This is a genomic window from Actibacterium ureilyticum, assembly GCF_002285435.1.
In the GTDB taxonomy this organism is placed as follows: Bacteria; Pseudomonadota; Alphaproteobacteria; order Rhodobacterales; family Rhodobacteraceae; genus Actibacterium_C; species Actibacterium_C ureilyticum.
Genome location: NZ_NSBT01000026.1, coordinates 282,656 through 301,704, shown reverse-complemented (window position 1 = coordinate 301,704; position 19,049 = coordinate 282,656). Strand labels below are relative to the sequence as shown.

At 67.7% G+C, this 19,049-nt stretch carries 18 protein-coding genes; 5 read left to right on the top strand and 13 right to left on the bottom strand.

The window, feature by feature from the left end; translation table 11 throughout:
* Positions 1-2: 2 nt before the first annotated feature.
* Positions 3-1,247 (bottom strand): sarcosine oxidase subunit beta family protein, encoded by a 1,245-nt coding sequence (locus CLM60_RS10070; protein ID WP_095589022.1) that lies wholly within the window; start codon positions 1,245-1,247, stop codon positions 3-5.
* A 210-nt stretch (positions 1,248-1,457) separates the two neighbouring features.
* Here CLM60_RS10070 and ccmI point away from each other — a divergent pair, with 210 nt between their 5' ends.
* The 3 genes from ccmI to CLM60_RS10055 are packed head-to-tail and all read left to right on the top strand — an operon-like array spanning position 1,458 to position 3,402.
* Positions 1,458-2,693, top strand: coding sequence for a c-type cytochrome biogenesis protein CcmI (ccmI, locus tag CLM60_RS10065; RefSeq protein ID WP_095589021.1), 1,236 nt, complete (start codon positions 1,458-1,460; stop codon positions 2,691-2,693).
* The gene (gene ruvX, locus CLM60_RS10060; protein WP_095589020.1) at positions 2,690-3,169 is read left to right on the top strand and encodes a Holliday junction resolvase RuvX; all 480 of its coding nucleotides are present in this window, start codon (positions 2,690-2,692) and stop codon (positions 3,167-3,169) included. Before ccmI ends, ruvX begins: the two co-directional genes overlap by 4 nt.
* Positions 3,166-3,402, top strand: a complete 237-nt coding sequence (locus tag CLM60_RS10055) for a DUF1289 domain-containing protein (RefSeq protein WP_095589019.1) — start codon at positions 3,166-3,168, stop codon at positions 3,400-3,402. Before ruvX ends, CLM60_RS10055 begins: the two co-directional genes overlap by 4 nt.
* Positions 3,403-3,468: 66 nt before the next feature.
* On the opposite strand, the gene CLM60_RS10050 is transcribed toward CLM60_RS10055, so the two are convergent.
* The 6 genes from CLM60_RS10050 to CLM60_RS10025 form a co-directional block, all read right to left on the bottom strand.
* On the bottom strand, positions 3,469-4,290 hold the full coding sequence (locus tag CLM60_RS10050; protein WP_095589018.1) for a sulfite exporter TauE/SafE family protein: 822 nt from the start codon (positions 4,288-4,290) through the stop codon (positions 3,469-3,471).
* Positions 4,291-4,350: 60 nt separating this feature from the next.
* On the bottom strand, positions 4,351-5,376 hold the full coding sequence (dusA, locus tag CLM60_RS10045; protein WP_095589017.1) for a tRNA dihydrouridine(20/20a) synthase DusA: 1,026 nt from the start codon (positions 5,374-5,376) through the stop codon (positions 4,351-4,353).
* Positions 5,377-5,574: 198 nt separating this feature from the next.
* A complete protein-coding gene (locus CLM60_RS10040) occupies positions 5,575-7,089 on the bottom strand; it encodes a catalase (RefSeq protein WP_095589333.1) in 1,515 nt (504 codons plus the stop codon).
* A gap of 92 nt (positions 7,090-7,181) precedes the next feature.
* Positions 7,182-8,741, bottom strand: coding sequence for a cisplatin damage response ATP-dependent DNA ligase (locus CLM60_RS10035; RefSeq protein WP_095589016.1), 1,560 nt, complete (start codon positions 8,739-8,741; stop codon positions 7,182-7,184).
* Positions 8,738-9,748 (bottom strand): ligase-associated DNA damage response exonuclease, encoded by a 1,011-nt coding sequence (locus CLM60_RS10030; RefSeq protein ID WP_095589015.1) that lies wholly within the window; start codon positions 9,746-9,748, stop codon positions 8,738-8,740. Before CLM60_RS10030 ends, CLM60_RS10035 begins: the two co-directional genes overlap by 4 nt.
* Before the next feature lie 116 nt (positions 9,749-9,864).
* On the bottom strand, positions 9,865-10,323 hold the full coding sequence (locus CLM60_RS10025; protein WP_095589014.1) for a pyridoxamine 5'-phosphate oxidase family protein: 459 nt from the start codon (positions 10,321-10,323) through the stop codon (positions 9,865-9,867).
* Positions 10,324-10,474: 151 nt separating this feature from the next.
* Here CLM60_RS10025 and CLM60_RS10020 point away from each other — a divergent pair, with 151 nt between their 5' ends.
* Together CLM60_RS10020 and CLM60_RS10015 are read left to right on the top strand one after the other, a co-directional pair.
* Entirely contained in the window at positions 10,475-11,698 is a 1,224-nt protein-coding gene (locus CLM60_RS10020) for a putative DNA modification/repair radical SAM protein (protein WP_095589332.1), read from the top strand.
* A complete protein-coding gene (locus CLM60_RS10015) occupies positions 11,698-13,128 on the top strand; it encodes a UdgX family uracil-DNA binding protein (protein ID WP_095589013.1) in 1,431 nt (476 codons plus the stop codon). Before CLM60_RS10020 ends, CLM60_RS10015 begins: the two co-directional genes overlap by 1 nt.
* Before the next feature lie 15 nt (positions 13,129-13,143).
* Here CLM60_RS10015 and CLM60_RS10010 read toward each other — a convergent pair whose 3' ends face one another.
* Genes CLM60_RS10010 through CLM60_RS09985 form a run of 6 tightly spaced genes read right to left on the bottom strand, consistent with a single transcriptional unit; the run spans position 13,144 to position 19,033 of the window.
* The gene (locus CLM60_RS10010; protein WP_095589012.1) at positions 13,144-14,049 is read right to left on the bottom strand and encodes a DMT family transporter; all 906 of its coding nucleotides are present in this window, start codon (positions 14,047-14,049) and stop codon (positions 13,144-13,146) included.
* Between the two features lie 13 nt (positions 14,050-14,062).
* On the bottom strand, positions 14,063-14,923 hold the full coding sequence (locus CLM60_RS10005; RefSeq protein WP_245848342.1) for an ABC transporter permease: 861 nt from the start codon (positions 14,921-14,923) through the stop codon (positions 14,063-14,065).
* Positions 14,920-15,897: an ABC transporter permease gene (locus CLM60_RS10000; protein WP_245848339.1), complete on the bottom strand. Its 978-nt coding sequence runs from the start codon at positions 15,895-15,897 to the stop codon at positions 14,920-14,922. Before CLM60_RS10000 ends, CLM60_RS10005 begins: the two co-directional genes overlap by 4 nt.
* A complete protein-coding gene (locus CLM60_RS09995) occupies positions 15,897-16,676 on the bottom strand; it encodes an ABC transporter ATP-binding protein (RefSeq protein WP_245848333.1) in 780 nt (259 codons plus the stop codon). The genes CLM60_RS10000 and CLM60_RS09995 overlap by 1 nt, the downstream gene beginning before the upstream one ends.
* A gap of 4 nt (positions 16,677-16,680) precedes the next feature.
* Positions 16,681-17,475 (bottom strand): ATP-binding cassette domain-containing protein, encoded by a 795-nt coding sequence (locus CLM60_RS09990; protein ID WP_245848332.1) that lies wholly within the window; start codon positions 17,473-17,475, stop codon positions 16,681-16,683.
* Positions 17,465-19,033, bottom strand: a complete 1,569-nt coding sequence (locus tag CLM60_RS09985; RefSeq protein ID WP_245848328.1) for an ABC transporter substrate-binding protein — start codon at positions 19,031-19,033, stop codon at positions 17,465-17,467. Before CLM60_RS09985 ends, CLM60_RS09990 begins: the two co-directional genes overlap by 11 nt.
* Positions 19,034-19,049 lie beyond the last annotated feature (16 nt).

Below are 19,049 nucleotides of genomic sequence, written 5' to 3'. Positions count from 1 at the left end.
GATCAATGCGCCACCCCCGCCGCGACGCTTTCGTCGACGAAACGGCCCTCGGTGAAGCGGTTCAGGCCGAACGCATCGCAAAGCGGCGACTGCCCCTTGGCCATCAGTTCGGCGAAGCCCCAGCCCGAGCCGGGGATCGCCTTGAACCCGCCGGTGCCCCAGCCGCAATTGATGAAGCAATTGCCCAGCGGCGTGGCCGACAGGATGGGCGAGCGGTCGCCGGTCATGTCGACGATCCCGCCCCATTGGCGCAGCATCTTCAGCCGCGACATGATCGGGAAGGTCTCGATCAGGGCGCTGACGGTGTGTTCCAGGTGATGGAAGCTGCCGCGCTGGGTATAGTTGTTGTAGCCATCCGCGCTGCCGCCGATCACCATCTCGCCCTTGTCGGACTGGCTCATGTAGCCATGCACGGTATTGGCCATCACGACCACGTCCATGCAGGGTTTGATCGGTTCTGACACCAGCGCCTGAAGCGCCACGGATTCGATGGGCAGACGGAAGCCCGCCATGCCGGCCAGCACGCCGGAATGGCCCGCCACGACGATGCCCAGCTTGTCGCAGCCGATCTCGCCCAGGGTGGTGTCGACGCCGGTGACCTTGCCATCGGCCTGGCGCACGCCCGTGACCTCGCATTGCTGGAGGATGTCCATGCCCATGTCGGAACAGGCCCGGGCATAGCCCCAGGCCACCGCATCGTGGCGCGCGGTGCCGCCACGTGCCTGCCAGAGCGCGCCCAGAACCGGATAGCGCGGCCCGTCGATATTGATGATCGGGCACAGCTCCTTGACCCGGCGGGCCGAGATGAATTCGGTTTCCACCCCTTGCAGGGCATTGGCATGGGCCGTGCGCTCGTACCCGCGCACCTCGTGTTCGGTCTGGGCCAGCATCATCAGCCCGCGCGGGCTGAACATGACGTTGTAGTTCAGGTCCTGGCTCATGGTTTCGTAAAGGCTGCGCGCCTTTTCATAGATCGCCGCCGACGGGTCCTGAAGATAGTTGGAGCGGATGATGGTGGTGTTGCGGCCCGTATTGCCGCCGCCCAGCCAGCCCTTTTCCAGGATCGCCACATTGGTGATGCCGAAATTGCGGCCCAGGTAATAGGCCGTGGCCAGCCCGTGGCCGCCGGCGCCCACGATGATCACGTCATAGCGTTTCTTCGGCGGGCGCTTGGCCCAGGCCCGGCCCCAGCCGATATGGTTGCGGGCGGCCTCGCGGGCGATGGCAAAAGCGGAATACCGTTTCATCGGCTTGTTGCGACTCCCCTGTCGGTCCGGGCGGGACGCCCGATACCAGATTTAATGGATCACGCGGGGCTGTCCACCACGACCGTCAGCGGCATTTGAGCGGAAAAAGGCGACATCGCCCCGTGCCGCGTTGTCGCATTTGTGGCCACGCCCCCTTTTCGTGCGGGGGCCAGCAGGATACATCCCCTGAAAGCTTTCGGAGGATCGCGCATGACATTCTGGTTGATCGCAGCGGCGATGACGGTGCTGAGCGCGGCTTGGCTGGCCTGGCGGATGCTGCGCGGGCGGTCGGGCGGCCAGAGCCATGCCGCCGCCTTCGACCTGCAGGTCTATCGCGATCAGCTGCGCGAGGTCGAGCGCGACCTGGCCCGTGGCGTGCTGAACGCCGACGATGCCGCCCAGGCGCGGACCGAGATCTCGCGCAAGATCCTGGAGGCCGACCGCGCGCTGCAATCGGGTCAGGACACCCGCCGCGCGCCGCGCGCCACCAGCCTGACGGCGGTGGCGGCGCTGGTGGGGGTGATGGGCGGCGCGGTTGCGCTTTACGATCATCTGGGCGCGCCGGGCTATCCCGACCTGCCGCTGGCCGCGCGCAAGGACAATGCCGAGCTGACCCGCCGCAGCCGGCCGCGCCAGCCCGCCGCCGAAGAGCTGGCCGCCAGCGGCCTGCCCGCGCCCGCGCCGAACCCCCGGCTGGAAGAGCTGGTGGGCGAGCTGCGCGCGGTTGTGGCCGAACGCCCCGATGACCGCGAGGGGCTGCGCCTGTTGGCACGCAACGAGGCCGCGCTTGGCAATTTCCGCGCCGCCTATGCCGCGCAGTCGCGGCTGATCACCCTGAAGGGAGAGGCGGCGACAAGCGACGATTTCTCGCAATTCGCCGAGCTGATGGTGCTGGCCACCGGCGGCTATGTCTCGCCCGAGGCCGAACAGGCTCTGGCGCGGGCGCTGGAGCTGGACCCCAAGAACGGCGCGGCGCGGTATCTGAGCGGGCTGATGCTGGGCCAGATCGGCCGGCCGGACCTGGCGTTCCGCTATTGGCGCGACCTGTTGGAAAACGGCCCCGCCGACGGGCCATGGGTGCCCGCGATCCGGGCGCAGATCATGGATGTGGCGCAGCTGGCGGGGGTCGAGTATCAGCCGCCCGCCCCGCGCGCGGCCCCGACCCTGCGCGGCCCCGATGCCGATGCGATGGCCGCCGCCCAGGACATGACCCCCGAAGAGCGGATGGACATGATCCGCGGCATGGTGTCGAACCTGTCGGAACGCCTGGCGACCGAGGGCGGCGCGCCGCAGGAATGGGCCCAGCTTCTGGGCGCCCTGGGCGTGCTGGAGGAAACCGAGGACGCCCGCGCGATCTGGACCGAGGCGCAGCAGGTCTTTGCCGATGATCCCGAGGCGCTGGAGATCGTCCGCGCCGCCGCCGCCCGCGCCGGGGTTCTGGAATGAGCGTTCTGGACGTGTTCGACGATTTCGCCGCCGCCCTGCCCCGCACCGGGGCGCTGATGGGGATGGATCTGGGCGACAAGACCATCGGGCTGGCGGTGTCGGACGGGCTGCGCGGGGTGGCAAGCCCGCTGGAAACCGTGCGGCGCAAGAAATTCGGTGTCGACGCGGCACGGGTGCTGGAGCTGGTGGCCGAACGCGATGTGGCGGGGCTGATCCTGGGTCTGCCGCGCAACATGGACGGCACCGAAGGCCCGCGCTGCCAGTCGACCCGCGCCTTTGCCCGTAACCTGAGCCGCCTGACCGAGCTGCCGATCGGCTTCTGGGACGAGCGGCTGTCGACCGTGGCCGCCGAACGCGCGCTGCTGGAGGCCGATACCTCGCGCCAGCGCCGGGCGCAGGTGATCGACCATGTGGCCGCGGGCTATATCCTGCAAGGGGCGCTGGACCGGCTGCGCCATATCGGGGCGGGCGCATGAGCGACGAGGTCTGGAAACGCGACGAGATCGAGAGCCCCTGCGTGAAGATCTGTGTCGTTCACCCGCAGGCGCGGCTGTGTACCGGCTGTTTGCGCAGTCTGGACGAGATCGCGCAATGGGGCCGGATGGCGCCCGAGGAACGGCGCCGGATCATGGCGGAGCTGCCGGACCGGGCGGGCCAGCTGACGCAGCGGCGCGGCGGGCGCGCGGCCCGGTTGGCGCGGCGGGGCTGAACCCGGCCGGGGGCTGCGCGCCCCCGGACCCCCACGAGGTATTTGCGCCAAGATGAAGGGGGCGGGTCAGCCCATCAGCGTCTTGCGCAGCATGTTGAGCGCCACCAGCACGATGAAGAACGCAAAGACCCGTTTCAGCGGTTTGGGGTCCATGGCATGGGCCAGGCGCGCGCCCAACGGGGCGGTCAGGATCGTCATCAGGATCACGATGCCGAAGGCCGGCAGGTTCACCGCGCCGATGGTCAGCGGCGGGCGGGAATCGTCGGGGATCTGCACCAGCAGGAAGGCCACCGCCGAGGGCAGCGCGATCAGCAGGCCGAAGCCTGCCGCCGTCGCCACCGCGCGATGGATGGGCTGGCCGTAAAGCGACATGGTGGGCACCGCGAAGGACCCGCCGCCCACGCCCATCAGCACCGACATGAAGCCGATGAACCCCGACAGGGCCGCGCGCAGGCCGCCGGTCGGCATCCCCTCGCCCAGGCGCCAGTGGGTCTTGCCGAAGGCCATGTAGAGCCCGACCATGATGCCGAAAAAGCCGAAGATGCCTTGCAGCACCACCGAGCGCAGCTGCGCCGCGACCAGCACGCCCACGATGGCGCCGATCACGATGCCGGGCGCCCAGGCGCGCAGGATGTTCCAGTCGACCGCGCCCTTCTTGTTGTGGCTCAGCACCGAGCGAACCGAGGTCACGATGATCGTGGCCAGCGACGTGGCCAGGCAAACCTGCATCACCTGCGACCCGCCATAGCCCAGCACCGTGAAGGTATAAAGGAACGCGGGCACCAGGATGATGCCGCCCCCCACCCCCAGAAGCCCCGCGATCACGCCCGCCAGCGCGCCGATCACCAGAAGCAGCGCCGCAAGCGGCAGCAATGCCATCAGATCCATACCGTTTCCTTCCCGTTTTGCGGATAGGTAGCGCGGGCGGCGCGATTGCGCCAGAGGGTGTCAGGCCGAAAGCCGGTCACCGCCGCCGATCTGCGCCAGCGCCTCGCGCAGAAGTGTTGCGTCGGCATCGGGGCGGCTGGCGCCCTGGGACAGGATCCGCCGCCAGGCGCGCGCGCCGGGGCGCCCAGCGAAGAGGCCCAGCATGTGACGCGTGACATTGTGCACCCGTCCACCCGCCGCCAGGTGGCGGTTGATATAGGGCACCATGTCCAGCACCACATCCTCGGCCCGGCGCGCGGGCGCGGTGGCGCCGAAGATGCGCTGGTCGGCCTGCAGCAGGATATCGGCGGGCGTGTGATAGGCCGCGCGGCCCACCATCACCCCGTCAAGCCCGGTATCCAGGAACGCCTGCGCCTGATCCAGCGACGTGATCCCGCCATTGATCGAGATATGCAGATCCGGGAAATCCCGTTTCATCTGCAGCACCAGCGGGTAATCCAGCGGCGGGATATCGCGGTTTTCCTTGGGGCTGAGCCCCTGCAGCCAGGCCTTGCGCGCGTGGATCGTGAACCGGCGCACACCGGCGGCGCGGACGGTTTCGATGAAGTGCGGCAGCACCTGCGCGGGGTCCTGATCGTCGACGCCGATGCGGCATTTCACCGTCACCTCGACCGGGCTGGCGGCGATCATCGCGGCAACGCAATCGGCCACCAGTGCGGGCTGTTGCATCAGCGCGGCGCCGAAACAGCCCGACTGCACCCGGTCCGACGGGCAGCCGACATTGAGGTTGACCTCGTCATAGTCCTGATCGCCGCAAATTCGGGTGGCCGCGGCAAGCTCCGCCGGGTCCGAGCCGCCCAGCTGCACCGCCACGGGATGCTCGGCCGGGTCGAATTCCAACAGATGCCGCGCATCACCCCGCACCAGCGCGGGGGCCGTCACCATCTCGGTATAAAGCAGCGCATGCCGCGACATCAGCCGGTGCAGGTAACGGCAATGCCGGTCGGTCCAGTCCATCATCGGCGCCACGGACAGGCGGGCGGCGCGACGAAGGTCGGGGCCAGTTGAGTTTTCGTGGTGCTCCATTCGGACCCCGAGTTGCGTTTGTGCCAGGCCGGGCCGTTTCAGGCCGGTCCGCGCTTTGCCGACTGCAGGATGCAGCGCCAAGATGGGGGTCTAGCATTTTTTCCGCGATGGTTTCCAGTGCCGGATACGCAGCTTGCCCCAGCGCGCGCCATGGGGGACCGCCGCCCGTCGGGACGGGCGACAGCCATTGGCGGTGGCTCAGCCGATGCTTTCGGCCGAGGCCATGCCCGGGGCGTCGGATGTCCCGCCGATTTTCTCGCGCACGCCCTTTTCGACCTTGTCGCCGGTCTCGGGGTCGATATTGCGCCAGTAGTCAAAGGCGCGTTGCAGGACCTTTTCGCTGACGCCGTCGCTCAGGTGCCCGACGATGTTCGACACCAGCCGTTCGCGTTGGGCGTCGTCCATGACCTCGCGGATCAGGGCGCGTGCCTGGCTGAAATCGTCGTCATCCTCGCGCAGGGTATAGGCGCTGCGGACCATGTCGCCATCGGCGTGCCACAGCCCGGCCTCGGCGCCCGGCACCGGCTGGGCGGACGGACCGCCATAGGAATTCGGCGCATAGACCGGATCGGTCGCGTTCTCGACCCGCATCGCGCCGTCCTTGGTATAGCTGTGGACCGGGCATTTGGGCTTGTTCACCGGGATCTGCTTGTAATTGACGCCCAGCCGCGCGCGATGCGCATCGGCATAGGAAAAGCCGCGCGCCAGCAGCATCTTGTCGGGTGACAGCCCGATCCCAGGCACCATGTTGTTGGGCTCGAACGCGGCCTGCTCGATCTGGGTGTGGAAGTCGGTCGGATTGCGGTCCAGCACCAGCTTGCCGACATCCATAAGCGGGTAATCCGCATGCGGCCAGACCTTGGTCAGGTCGAACGGGTTGATGCGATAGGTCTTGGCGTCCTCGTAGGGCATCACCTGCCATTTCAGGGTCCAGCTGGGATAGTCGCCCTTGGCGATGTGGTCGAACAGGTCGCGCCGGTGGTAATCGCCATCGGTGCCCGCCAGCGTGTCGGCCTCGTCCTGGCTGAGATAGGCGTTGCCGTCGCCCTGATCGGTATGCCAGTGGAACTTGACCCAGAATTTCTCGTCATCGGCGTTGACCAGCGAATAGGTGTGGCTGGAATAGCCGTTCATTTCACGCCAGGTCTTCGGGATCCCCCGGTCGCCCATCAGATAGGTGACCTGATGCGCGCTTTCGGGGCTGAGGGTCCAGAAATCCCACTGCATGTCATGGTCGCGCATGTCGTTGTCGGCGCGGCGTTTCTGGCTGCGGATGAATTGCTGGAACTTGATCGGGTCGCGGATGAAGAAGATCGGCGTGTTGTTTCCGACCATGTCGAAATTGCCCTCGTCGGTGTACATCTTCACCGAAAACCCGCGCGGGTCGCGCCAGGTGTCGGGGCTGCCGCGTTCGCCCGCGACGGTCGAAAACCGCACCAGCGCGTCGACCTTGGCGCCCGGCTGGAACACCTGCGCCTTGGTGAAGCGCGAGACATCCTCGGTCACTTCGAAATAACCGAACGCGCCGCCGCCCTTGGCGTGGGGCTGGCGCTCGGGGATACGCTCGCGGTTGAAATTGGCCATCTGCTCCAGCAGATAGTGATCGTGCAGCACGATGGGCCCGTCCGGCCCGACGGTCAGGGAATGTTCTTCGCTCTGCACGCGGATGCCGGCGTCGTTCGTGGTGGGCGGGGGGGTCTTTTCCTGGGTCATATCGGATGCCTCGGCCATTTGGTGAACACTTGTCAGCCAAACGCCCGGGCGGGCGAAATGTTCCCCGGTCTATTGTGCCGGGCACAGCGCCCTCAGGGCAGCAGCGCGCGCAGGGTGTCGATCCGGTCGGCCTCGGCCGCCGGTTTGTCCCAGCGGATGCGCGCAATGCGCGGGAACCGCATGGCGACGCCGGATTTGTGCCGGGTCGAGCGGTTCAGCCCCTCGAACGCGACCTCGACCACCAGTTCCGGCGCCAGCGCGCGGACCGGGCCGAACCGGTCGGTGGTGTTGGTACGCACGAACCGGTCCAGGCGGCGCAGTTCCTCGTCGGTGAACCCGGAATAGGCCTTGCCGACGGGCACCAGCCCCGTGCCGTCCCAGACGCCGAAGGTGAAATCGGAATAAAAGCCCGACCGCTTGCCATGGCCGCGCTGCGCGTAAAGCAGCACGGCATCCACGACCATCGGGTCGCGCTTCCACTTGAACCACGGCCCGCGCGGGCGCCCGGCGACATAGGCGCTGTCGCGGCGTTTCAGCATCACGCCCTCGATCACCGGATCGGGCGGATCGGCCCGAAGCGCGGCAAGCGCCGCCCAATCGGCGAAATCGAGCGTCTGCGACAGGTCGAACCGGTCCGGGTGCAGACCACGCAGCGCCTGTTCCAGCCGCCCCCGGCGCGCGGCAAAGGGCAAGCCGCGCAGATCGTCGCCCTGCCAGATCAGCACATCATAAAGCCTGAGCGCCGCGGGATGGCTTTTCAGCAGCGCCTTGCCCGGGCTTTTGCGGCCCAGCCGTTTCTGCAGATCGCCAAAGGGCGCCACCCGGTCCCCGCGCCGCACGATCAGCTCGCCATCCAGCGTGCCGTCGAAATCCATCGCGTCGACGATGTCGGGAAAACTGCCCGAGATATCCTCGCCCGTGCGGGAATAAAGCCGCCGGGTTTCGCCCTCGGCCGCGGCCTGAACGCGGATGCCGTCCCATTTCCATTCGGCGGTGAATTCGGCGGCGTCCAGCGGCGCCAGCCCGTCGGCATCGATGGGGGTCGACAGCATGACGGGCCGAAACGGCGCGCGGATCGTCAATTCGGGGCGCGCGCCGCCTTCGAGCCAGGCGAAAAGCGGCGTATAGGGCGGCGTGAACCCGGCCCAAAGCTCTTCGATCTCATCGCGCGGCACGGTCCCGATGGCGGCCAGCGCGGTCAGCGCCATCCGGGTCGACACGCCCACGCGCAGCCCGCCGGTCACCAGCTTCAGCAGCGCCAGCCGGCCCGACGGGGGCAGCACATCCAGCCACCCGGCGACCAGGCCCGGAACCTGCATCCGCGACGCATCGCCAAGCGCCTGCACCACCGTCGCCAGCGGAATGTCGCGCGGCGCTTCGGCCGTGGGCCAGATCAGCGCGATGGTCTCGGCCAGATCGCCGACATAGTCATAGGACATCGCAAAAAGCTCGGGGTCGACGACCTGCCCCACCATCTCGCGCAGCAGCGCGGGCTTGGCGCGGCCCGCATCCAGGTTGCCGGTCAGCGCGGCCAGCGCATGGCCGCGATCGGGGTCCGGCGCGGTCTGGAAATACCGCGTCATATGCGCCAGCTTGGCGTTGCGCCCGGGCGTGAAGGCCAGGCGTTCCAGCAGATCGGCAAAGGCCATCATTCGGGGTCATCCTCGTACCCCACCAGATGCAGGGGCCGCGCGCGGCGCTGGGTCAGCTCGGCCCATCGCATCAGCGCATCCTCGCGCCCGTGGGTGATCCAGAATTCGGCCGGGTCGACCTCCTCGATCGTGCGGGTCAGGTCGGGCCAGTCCACGTGGTCAGAGATGATCAGCGGCAGCTCGACCCCCCGTTGCCGCGCGCGGGCGCGGATCTGCATCCAGCCCGAGGCCATGCCGATCACCGGATCGGCGAATCGCTGCACCCAGGCCGAGGCAAAGGCCGATGGCGGCGCGATCACTATGGCACGTTGCAGCGCGCGCGCTTCGGCCTTGTCCATCGTGGCCGGGCGCAGATCGCCCAGCGGCACGCCCTGTTCCAGGTGATAATCGCAAAGCCGCTGCAACGCGCCATGAATGTAGATGGGCGCGTCATACCCCGCCTGCCGCAGAAGCATGATCACCCTCTGCGCCTTGCCCAGGGCATAGGCGCCGATCAGATGCGCCCGGTCTGGGAACGCATCGACCGACGCCAGAAGCCGCGCGATCTCGGTTTCCGGGGTTGGGTGGCGAAAGACGGGCAGCGCAAAGGTCGCCTCGGTCACGAACAGGTCACAGGGCACGGGCGCGAAGGGCGCGCAGACCGGGTTGGCCACACGGGAATAGTCGCCCGAGACCACCGCGCGCAGCCCGTCATGTTCGATGGCGATCTGGCACGAGCCCAGCACATGCCCCGCCGGATGCAACGACAAGCGCACCCCATTGACGGTCTGTTCGGTATCGGCGGCCTGGGTGGTCTGGGCGAAATCCGCCCCATAGCGGATGGCCATGATGTCCAGCGTCTGCTGCGCGGCCAGAACGGCGCGGTGACCCACGCGGGCGTGGTCGGCATGGCCATGGGTGATCACCGCACGATCCACGGGCCGCACCGGGTCGATATGAAAATCCCCGGCGGGGCAATAAAGCCCCTCGGGGCGCGGGATCAGCAGGGTTTCCAACGGGGCGGTCATCGCGGTCCTTTCGGCGCGGGGCGGGCGCCGGTCCGATGCACCGCAACTTCGCCCCCGCCCGGATGATAGCGCGGCGCGCCCGCCCGGCAACCGGGGCCGGATGGGCGCGGGCGCGCTTAGAACGCGATGGTGAAATGATCGCCCATATCGGGCTGTTCGCCTGTCATTTTCGATTTCGCGATCTGGATGACGAAGCCGATGGCGCCCTTGGCGTTCCAGACCTCGGCCTCGGTCGGGTCGAAGCGGATCAGCCGGATATCGGGGTCGTCGATCCCGTCGAACCAGGACGAGGCGATGGGGTTCCACAGCTCTTCCAGCTTGGCGCGGTCCTGCGACAGGCGCGCCTTGCCGTCGATGCGCGCGTGCAAATCGCCCGACCCGGTGACGATCAGCGACGCGTCCGCCGCCCCGCCCGCGGCGGCGTCGACCGCATCGGTGCCCTGCGCGGTGATGAACCAGATCGCGCCGGCGGCGGCATCGGTATAGGGCGACATCGGGACATAGCGTTTCGAGCCGACCGCCAGCATCGCGGCGTTCACGTCTTCCATTTGGTCCCAGAACACCTCTTTCGACATGATGAATTCTCCTCGGGTTGTGCGTTGTCTGTTCAGCATCGGAAACGCCCGGGCGCACGTTTCGTTCCCCCGTGCGCGCCGCAAAAACCGCCCAGGCATGTCGCAGCTTATTTGCCAGCCCGAAAATATGTTCTATGTTTGTTCCATGCAGATGAGTTTGAAACAGAAACTGGCCATTCTGGCGGATGCGGCGAAATACGATGCGTCCTGTGCATCATCGGGCACCACGCGGCGCGATGCGCGTTCGGGCGGCATCGGCAGCGCCGGGGGCAGCGGGATCTGCCACGCCTATACCCCCGACGGGCGGTGCATCAGCCTGTTGAAGATCCTGATGACCAATTTCTGCATCTATGATTGCGCCTATTGCATCAACCGCGTGTCCAGCAACGTGGACCGCGCCCGCTTCACGCCCGAAGAGGTCGTGACGCTGACGCTGGAATTCTATCGCCGGAATTATATCGAGGGGCTGTTCCTGAGCTCGGGCATCATCCGCAGCCCCGATGACACCATGTCCGCCATGGTGCGCATCGCACGGATGCTGCGGCAGGATCACCAGTTCAAGGGATACATCCACCTGAAAACCATCCCCGAGGCCAGCCCCGAGCTGATCCACGAAGCCGGGCTTTACGCCGACCGGCTGTCGGTCAATATCGAACTGCCCAAGGATGCCAGCACCCGCGCCCTGGCGCCGCAGAAAAAGCCCGAGACCATACGCGCGGCGATGGCGGCGGTGCGGCTGAAACGGCAGGAAAGCGGCGAGCGCAGCCATACCGGCAAGCGCCCCCGCCGCTTTGCCCCGGCGGGCCAGTCGACACAGATGATCGTGGGCGCCGATGCCGCGCGCGACCACGACATCCTGTCCACCGCGTCGCGTCTTTACACGGGCTACCGGCTCAGGCGCGTCTATTATTCCGCGTTCTCGCCGATCCCCGATGCCTCGGCCGCATTGCCGCTGATCAAGCCGCCCCTGATGCGCGAACACCGGCTCTATCAGGCCGATTGGCTGATCCGGTTTTACGGGTTCGAGGTCGACGAGATTTCCGGCGTGACGCCCTCGGGCAACCTGGATCTGGAGCTTGACCCGAAGCTGTGCTGGGCGCTGGCCAACCGACAGGGCTTTCCGGTCGACGTGAACCGGGCCGACCGCGACATGCTGCTGCGCGTGCCGGGCTTTGGCACCCGCACGGTGAACCGCATCCTGACCGCGCGGCGGTCGGGCGCGCTGCGTTATGGCGATCTGTTGCGGATCGGGGCGCGGATGGGCACGGCCAAGGCGTTCGTCACCACGCCCGACTGGTCGCCCGGCGGGCTGACCGATGCCGAAAACCTGCGCGCCCGGTTTGCCCCGGCGCCCACGCAGTTGTCGCTGTTCTGATGTACCGCGTCACCCTGCCCGCTTTGGGCACATTCGATGCATGGCGCGATGCGGCGCGGCGGCTGCTCAGCCATGGTGTGCCGCCCGATGGGGTGCTGTGGCAACGCGACGGCGCCGGGGGTGGCGACCTCTTCGCCGCCGATGCCCCACCCGACACGGTGGGCCCGCAAAAGGTCGCGACGACACGCACGCTTCTGTCCACCGCGCAATCGGTCATCTGCCACCGCGACGGCCAGGCGCCCGCGCTGCTGTATCAGGCGCTGCACCGGCATCAGAGTGATCGCCGCGCCATGGCCAACCCCGCCGATCCGCTGACGCGCAAGCTGATGCGGCTGCAAAAAGAGATCGGCCGCGACATCCACAAGATGCACGCCTTTGTCCGGTTCCGCGAACTGCCCGCCAGCGGGCCGCGCCGCCGCTTTGGCGCGTGGTTCGAACCCGATCACGCCATCGTGGAAATCGCCACGCCCTTCTTCGCGCGCCGCTTTGCCGATATGGACTGGACCATCGCCACCCCGCAAGGCGTGGCGCGGTTTCAGGACAGCACGCTGGATTTTCACCCGCCCGGGCCGCCCCCCGACCTGCCCGATGACGCGTCCGAGGGGCTGTGGCAGACCTATTTCGCGCATATCTTCAACCCCGCACGCATCCACCTGAAGGCAATGCGGTCGGAAATGCCGCTGAAATACTGGAAGAACATGCCTGAAACGCGGCTGATCCCCGATATGCTGGCCGCCGCCGAAAGCCGCGTGGCCGAAATGCGCGCGGCGATGCCCAGCCAGCCCCCGGCGCGCAGCGCGCGGATCCTGAACCGGCTGGCCACGCCCGAACCGTCCCAGACCCCCGCCACGATGGGCGCGGCCCGCGCCGCCGCCGCCCAATGCCGCCGCTGCGGTCTGCGCGAGGCGGCGACCCAAACCGTCTGGGGCGCGGGCGACGCGGCGGCGGCGCTGATGATCGTCGGCGAACAGCCCGGCGATGCCGAGGATCTGGCCGGACGCCCCTTTGTGGGCCCGGCGGGTCAGGTGCTGGATGCCGCGATGACGGAGGCCGCGACCGGCCCCTGCTGGCGCACCAACGCGGTCAAGCATTTCAAGTTCAAGCCGCGCGGCAAGCGGCGCATCCACCAGCCCCCGACACAGGGAGAGATCGACCATTGCCGCTGGTGGCTGGATCTGGAACGCGACATGATCAAACCGCGTGTCACGGTCGCGCTCGGGGCCAGCGCGGCCTATGCCCTGACCGGCAATGCCGCGCCGCTGGCGCCCCGGCGCGGCGGGATCGAACCCGCACGCGACGGCGGCCCAGTGGTGATCACCTGGCATCCCAGCTATGTGCTGCGGCTGGACGATGCGGCGGCCACCACGGCCCGCACCCAGATGGTCGCCGACCTGCGACGGGCACAGGCGATGCTGCAGGCGGCCGGGTGATGCGCGCGCGCCCCGTCAAACCTGCCTGAGCCGCAAGCGCCTTCGGATCGATGCGCCCAGATCCTGAAACGCCACGGCCGAGGTCGCCAGAACGATGAACATGGTCGCGGCATAGAATGCCAGCCCCGGAACGATGCCGAAGAACGCGACATCGGCGATGACGGCAAAGATCAGCGACAGGTATTCGAACGGCGCCAGCTTCGACACCTCGCTATGCTGCAGGCTGAGCGTCATCATGATATGCGCCACCCCCCCCGAGGCCCCAGCGCCGACGAGACAGGCCAGCTGCTCCGGCGTCGGGTCGGCCCAGCCATAGGGCCAGGTCGCCAGCCCCGCCAGCGCACAGGTCGCCGCGAAATAGAACGCGATGGCGCCCGCGTTTTCGGTCAGCGCCAGGCTGCGGATCTGGATCTTGGCCCCGGCGGTGAAGACCGCCATCAGCAGCGCCAGCGCCACGCCGATCAGATAGGATCGGTCGGCCTCTGCCCCCGCCGCCTCGGGCAGGACCATGACCAGCATGCCCAGAAACCCGAACACCACGCCGAACCAGCGCGCGCCGGTCACGTGTTCGCCCAGCATGACCCGCGCCAGGACCACCGCGATCACCGGCGCCAGGTACCCGATGATCGACGCATGCGCCAACGGCAGGTATTTCAGCGACGCAAAGGACGCGAACATCGCGACGCAGCCCAGCAGGCAACGCGCGACATGGCCCATCGGGCGCGCTGTCCGCAACCCGCCGGGGAAATCCCGCGTCCACATCAGAAACAGCACCAGCGGGATCAACGCGAACGCGCTGCGATAGAACACGACCTGACCCACGGGGATCGCATCCGACAGCCATTTCACGAACAGCACCATAACGGTGAAGAAGAACGTCGCGCCAATGCGCAGGCCAATGCCTTTGAATTCCGGTGTCATCTGTGCCTTGACCTCAGGGCTGGTGCTGTTCGGCCAGCAGATCGCGCAGGCGGTCGCCGACCAGGTTGATGGCCAGAACGGCGCTCAGCACCGCAAGGCCGGGAAAGATCATGATATGCGGGGCGGTCTGCATATGGGCCTTGCCATCCAGCAGCATCGCGCCCCATTCCGCATTGGGCGGCTGCACCCCGAAGCCCAGAAAGCTGAGGCCCGAAATCGCCAGGATGGTGCGCGACCAGCTGTTGGTCCACAGAACCAGCACGCCCGGCGCAATATTGGGCAGGTAATGGTGCCACAGGATCCGCCACTCGGGCAGCCCGTTCAGCTGGGCCTGGGTGATGAAATCGCGCTGCGCCAGCGACAGGGACAGGCTGCGCACCAGACGGGCGAATTTCATCCAACTAACTAGGATCAGCGCCAGCATCAGGTTGAACGTACCGGGGCCGAACAACCCCGCCACCGTGACCGCCGCGATCAGTTCGGGAAAGGCGAAGAAGCTGTCGGTTGTGCGCATCAGGGCGTAATCCAGAACCCGCCCGCCCCGGCTGGCGACCAGCCCGACAAGGGTTCCGAATACCGCGCCGACCGTCACCACGATGAACGCCAGGCCCAGCGACCACAATCCGCCATAGAGGATGCGCGTGGCGATGTCGCGGCCCAGCTGATCGGTCCCGAACCAGTGGGCCCGGCCGGGCGGGGACAGCCGGTTCAGGAAATCCGCGCCGCCCGGCGCATAGGGTGTCAGCCAGAACCCGGCCAGCGCGACCAGCCCCCCGGCGGCCAGCACAACGCCCAGACGGCGCAGGAAAAGCCGCATCGCGGATACGGGCGCCCAGCCCGGCGCGGCGGTGGCTGTTGCGGTCTGCATGCTCATGCCTGCGCCCCGCTCTTGCGGGCCGCTGCCGCGCCCCCGGCCCGGCTGCGTGGATCGACGGCATCCTGCACGATCTCGATCACCGAATTGATCGTGACATAGGCCACCGCGAAGAACATCACCAGAAACACCACCATCGGGAAATCCCGCGCCAGAACCGACCCCGCCAACAGCGCCCCCAGCCCCCCGCGCGAGAAGGTCAGCTCGACGATCACAGCGCCCTCGAGCAGCCCCGCCAGATCCAGCCCGATCATGGTCAGCGCCGGGATCGACGCGTGCCGCAGCACATGGCGCAGAAAGATCTCGCGCTCGGACACACCGCGCAGGCGCAGGGTCTCGATAAAGGGCAGGCCATAGGCTTCCAGCATGAAGGTCCGCAAAAGCCGCGTTTGCGAGGCCATGACCCAGAAAGCCAGCGTCAGCGCCGGCAGCACCAGATGCGCCGCCGTCCCGGTGCCATAGGCGGGCAACCAGTTGAGTTGCGCGGCAAAGAACAGGATCAGCAGCAGCCCCAGCCAGAACCCGGGCATCGCCGCCCCGACCGATGCCAGGATGATCGCCAGCCGGTCCACCCAGCCGCCCACATGCCAGACCGCCAGGCTGGACAGCACCAGCGCCGCCACCAGCCCCAGCGTCAGCGCGGCAAGGGCCAGGGTCGCGGTTTCCCCAAGGTTGTCGATAAAGATGTCCCACACCGGCGCACCCGAGGCATAGGACAACCCGAAATCCCCGGTCACGAAACCGCCAAGCCAATGCAGGAACTGCATGTGGAACGGGGCGTTCAGGTGGAATTCCTGCCGGATGCCCTCCAGGATCTCGGGCGCGAACCCCATCGCATCGGGATAACGCGCGTGGGCAATCGCCATCGCCTTGTCGCCCGGCGCCAGATAGGTCAGCGTGAAGATGATAAGGCTGACCCCGAACAGCACGGCCAGAAGCCCCGCCAGACGCAGAAGAAGGGACCGCACCGGCATCAGGCGGCGGCCCCGACCGGTGTCAGGCTGCCCAACGCCTGTGCCGCACCGATCAGCGACCGGGCATAGGCGCTGGCGGGGGCGGCAAAGAACGCCTGCTTGTCCTGAAACGCCGCGACCCGGCCCTTGTGCAGCACCAGGATCCGGTCGGCATAGGCGGCGGCAAAGCCCAGATCATGGGTCACCACCACATAGCTCAACCCGCGGTCGCGGCGCAGCACATCCATGCGGTGCGCGATCTGTTTCTGTACCATGGCGTCCAGCGCGCTGAGCGGCTCGTCAAAGAAGATCAGCGCCGGCCGCGCGATCAACGCCCGCGCAAGACAGGCCCGCTGCGCCTGTCCCAGCGAGATCTGCGCCGGGTATCGGTCGTGAAATTCCGCGTCCAGCTCGACCTCGGCCAGCGCGGCGGTGACGGCAGCCTTCAGCCGGTCGGGCGGCAGGCGGTCGCGGTACAGCCCCTCGGCGATCGAGGCACCGATCCGGCGCCGGGGGTTCAAAGCGGCAAGCGGGTCCTGCATCACCCAGCTTGTGCCGCGCAGCCCCCGGCCCCGGGGCAGCGCGCCCGACAGATCGACCGGGGGCTGACCGGGCGGGCAAAAGCAAAAGCGATCGCAATGCGCGGGCATCAGCCCCTGCAACGCCCGCAGCAGGGTCGTCTTGCCCGAACCGCTTTCGCCGATGATGCACAGCATCTCGCCCCGCGACAGCGCACAGGAAATGCCCCGCAACAGCACGGCATCGCCCATTTGGACCGACAGGTTTTGCAGCCTCAGCATCCGTCTATTCCGCCGCCAATGTGTGGTCAGGCGCAGGTGCGATCCAGGACCGGTGCGCCACCAGATCGCGCGCATAGGCGCTGTCGGGCTGCGACAGCAGCCGCGCGGTCGGGCCAAATTCGACCACCCGCCCCTGATGCATGATCGCGATGCGCTGCGCCTGTTTCGCGGCCAGCGCCAGATCATGGGTGACGATCAGCGTGGCGATGTCGTGGGCGGCGGCATGGGCGCGCACCTCGTCCAGCACGCGCGCGGCGATCAGCGGATCCAGCGCCGAGGTCGGCTCGTCCAGCACAAGCAGCCGTGGCGCCTTGACCAGCGCCATCGCCAGCAACAGGCGCTGCTGCATGCCCCGGCTCCATTCATGCGGATAGCGTCCGGCGAAATCACCCAGCCCCAGCGATGCCAGCAGGTCTCGCTGCCGCCGGCACATGGCTGGCCGGCCCGTTGCGACCCGCGCCAGCTGGCGCCACTGCCAGCGCAGGGATTTCAGCGGATCGAAACCGCAGGCGGGGTTCTGCGGCACGAAACCGATCCCGTCCAGCCGCCCCGCCCCGGCATCGCGCGGGTAGTCCCGCACCTGGCCCAGGAATTCCAACCGCCCCGCAACCGGCCGCGCGGGCCGGTCCAGCCCCATGATGCAGCGCATCAGCGTCGACTTTCCCGCGCCCGATCCGCCCACCACGGCCACGCATTCGCCCGGCGCGATCCGCAGGCTGACATCGCGCAGGATCGCCTGTCCGCCGATCCACGCGGACAGGTTCGTCACCGACAGCAGAGGCGCGCGATCAGCGGGCAAGGTCCAGCTCCGGCGTGGCCAGATAGGTCTCGGCGGGGTGGATCCGATAGCCGGTCACCCGGCCGTTGCCGACCGACACCTGGGTCTTGTGGAATAGCGGGATCAGCGGCAGGTCGCGGTTGATGATCGCCTGCACCCGGTCATAGACCGGCTTGCGCTGCGCCGTATCAAACAGCCCCCGCCCCTGTTCCAGCAACCCGTCCAGTTCGGGATTGGCATAGCCCGCGAAATTATAGCTCGCCCCGGTGGCCACAAGGGTGCTGGGGAAGTAATCCGGGTCGCCCTGCGGGGCGGTGCCCCAGGCCTGAAGGTGCATGTCGATCTCGCCCGCTTGCAGCGCCTCGTTATTGGCGCCGAATTCGCCCATCGAGATCTCGGCCCCGATCCCAATCTGATTCAGCATGATCTGGCTGATCTCCAGCGTCGGGCGCAGCGCCGCCCGCCCTTCGTAGGAACGCAGCTTCAGCACGACCTCGGCGCCGTCCAGCTCGCGGATGCCGTCGCCATTGGTGTCGACGATCCCTGCCGCGTCCAGAATGGATTGCGCCCTGGCCGGGTCATAGGGCAGATCCAGATCGGCATTGACCCACGAGGTCATGCTGTCGGGGAAAATGCCATGCGCAACGTCGCCCCCCACACCGGCCAGCGTCGCGGCGACGATGGTTGCACGGTCCAGCCCCAGCGACACCGCCTGCCGCAGATCGGCATTCGCCAGCGGCCCGCCATCCACGCGCGGCTGAAAGAAGAACAGCCGCGTGGTGGCCGCCGCGAAAAGCTGCGCGTCGCCGGTTTCCTTCAGCTTGGCGAAATCCGGCTCGGGGTAATGGGTCACCAGATCGACATCCCCCGCCGCCAGCGCCAGCGCCGCCACCGCGTTATCGGGCACGGCGTCCAGGATCAGACGGTCCAGCCTGGGCGCCCCGCCCCAATAGTCCGCGAACCCCCGGGTGACATAGGATTTCTCGGCCTCGGCCGACACGAACACGAACGGGCCTGTCCCGATCAGCGGCAAGTCCTGTGTCCCGTCCTTCATGATCGCCGCCGACGGCTCGGTCAGCGACCACAGGAACGCCGCGTTCGGCGCCCGGGTTTCGAAGACCAACGTGCGGTCGTCCTGAACCGTGATCGTCTGGATCCCCAGAAGCGCCGACAGGCGCGGGTTGTGGCCCGGGTGGCCCTCGATATCCAGCTTGGCCAGCGACGCCTTGACCGATTGCGCGGTCATCGGGGTGCCGTCGTGGAATGTCACATCCCCGCGCAGGGTGATCCGCCATTGTGTCGGCGACAGGTTCTCGAACCGCTCGGCCAGATGCGGCTGCAGGCGCATGTCGTGATCCATGGCGAACAAGGTCTCGGACACCCCGGCCCGGCTGCTCAGCCAGCCGTTCTGGCGCGCGCGCGGATCAGGCAGGTTGCTTTTGGGTCCAAATGGCACGGCGATGCGCATTTCCTTGTCGGCCGCCCGCACGGGCGCGGCCCCAAGGCCCAGCATCGCCCCCGCCGCGATTTGCGCGGCAATGGCCAGGGTGGACAGGATCGTTCTTGAATTTCTCGACACGGTGAAGCTCCGGAAT

What these genes read in the sequence shown, in the direction of transcription:
- CLM60_RS10070 (WP_095589022.1), bottom strand. Translation starts at nt 1,247, where the DNA reads ATGAAACGGTATTCCGCTTTTGCCATCGCCCGCGAGGCCGCCCGCAAC.
- ccmI (WP_095589021.1), top strand. Translation starts at nt 1,458, where the DNA reads ATGACATTCTGGTTGATCGCAGCGGCGATGACGGTGCTGAGCGCGGCT.
- ruvX (WP_095589020.1), top strand. Translation starts at nt 2,690, where the DNA reads ATGAGCGTTCTGGACGTGTTCGACGATTTCGCCGCCGCCCTGCCCCGC.
- CLM60_RS10055 (WP_095589019.1), top strand. Translation starts at nt 3,166, where the DNA reads ATGAGCGACGAGGTCTGGAAACGCGACGAGATCGAGAGCCCCTGCGTG.
- CLM60_RS10050 (WP_095589018.1), bottom strand. Translation starts at nt 4,290, where the DNA reads ATGGATCTGATGGCATTGCTGCCGCTTGCGGCGCTGCTTCTGGTGATC.
- dusA (WP_095589017.1), bottom strand. Translation starts at nt 5,376, where the DNA reads ATGGAGCACCACGAAAACTCAACTGGCCCCGACCTTCGTCGCGCCGCC.
- CLM60_RS10040 (WP_095589333.1), bottom strand. Translation starts at nt 7,089, where the DNA reads ATGACCCAGGAAAAGACCCCCCCGCCCACCACGAACGACGCCGGCATC.
- CLM60_RS10035 (WP_095589016.1), bottom strand. Translation starts at nt 8,741, where the DNA reads ATGATGGCCTTTGCCGATCTGCTGGAACGCCTGGCCTTCACGCCCGGG.
- CLM60_RS10030 (WP_095589015.1), bottom strand. Translation starts at nt 9,748, where the DNA reads ATGACCGCCCCGTTGGAAACCCTGCTGATCCCGCGCCCCGAGGGGCTT.
- CLM60_RS10025 (WP_095589014.1), bottom strand. Translation starts at nt 10,323, where the DNA reads ATGTCGAAAGAGGTGTTCTGGGACCAAATGGAAGACGTGAACGCCGCG.
- CLM60_RS10020 (WP_095589332.1), top strand. Translation starts at nt 10,475, where the DNA reads ATGAGTTTGAAACAGAAACTGGCCATTCTGGCGGATGCGGCGAAATAC.
- CLM60_RS10015 (WP_095589013.1), top strand. Translation starts at nt 11,698, where the DNA reads ATGTACCGCGTCACCCTGCCCGCTTTGGGCACATTCGATGCATGGCGC.
- CLM60_RS10010 (WP_095589012.1), bottom strand. Translation starts at nt 14,049, where the DNA reads ATGACACCGGAATTCAAAGGCATTGGCCTGCGCATTGGCGCGACGTTC.
- CLM60_RS10005 (WP_245848342.1), bottom strand. Translation starts at nt 14,923, where the DNA reads ATGAGCATGCAGACCGCAACAGCCACCGCCGCGCCGGGCTGGGCGCCC.
- CLM60_RS10000 (WP_245848339.1), bottom strand. Translation starts at nt 15,897, where the DNA reads ATGCCGGTGCGGTCCCTTCTTCTGCGTCTGGCGGGGCTTCTGGCCGTG.
- CLM60_RS09995 (WP_245848333.1), bottom strand. Translation starts at nt 16,676, where the DNA reads ATGCTGAGGCTGCAAAACCTGTCGGTCCAAATGGGCGATGCCGTGCTG.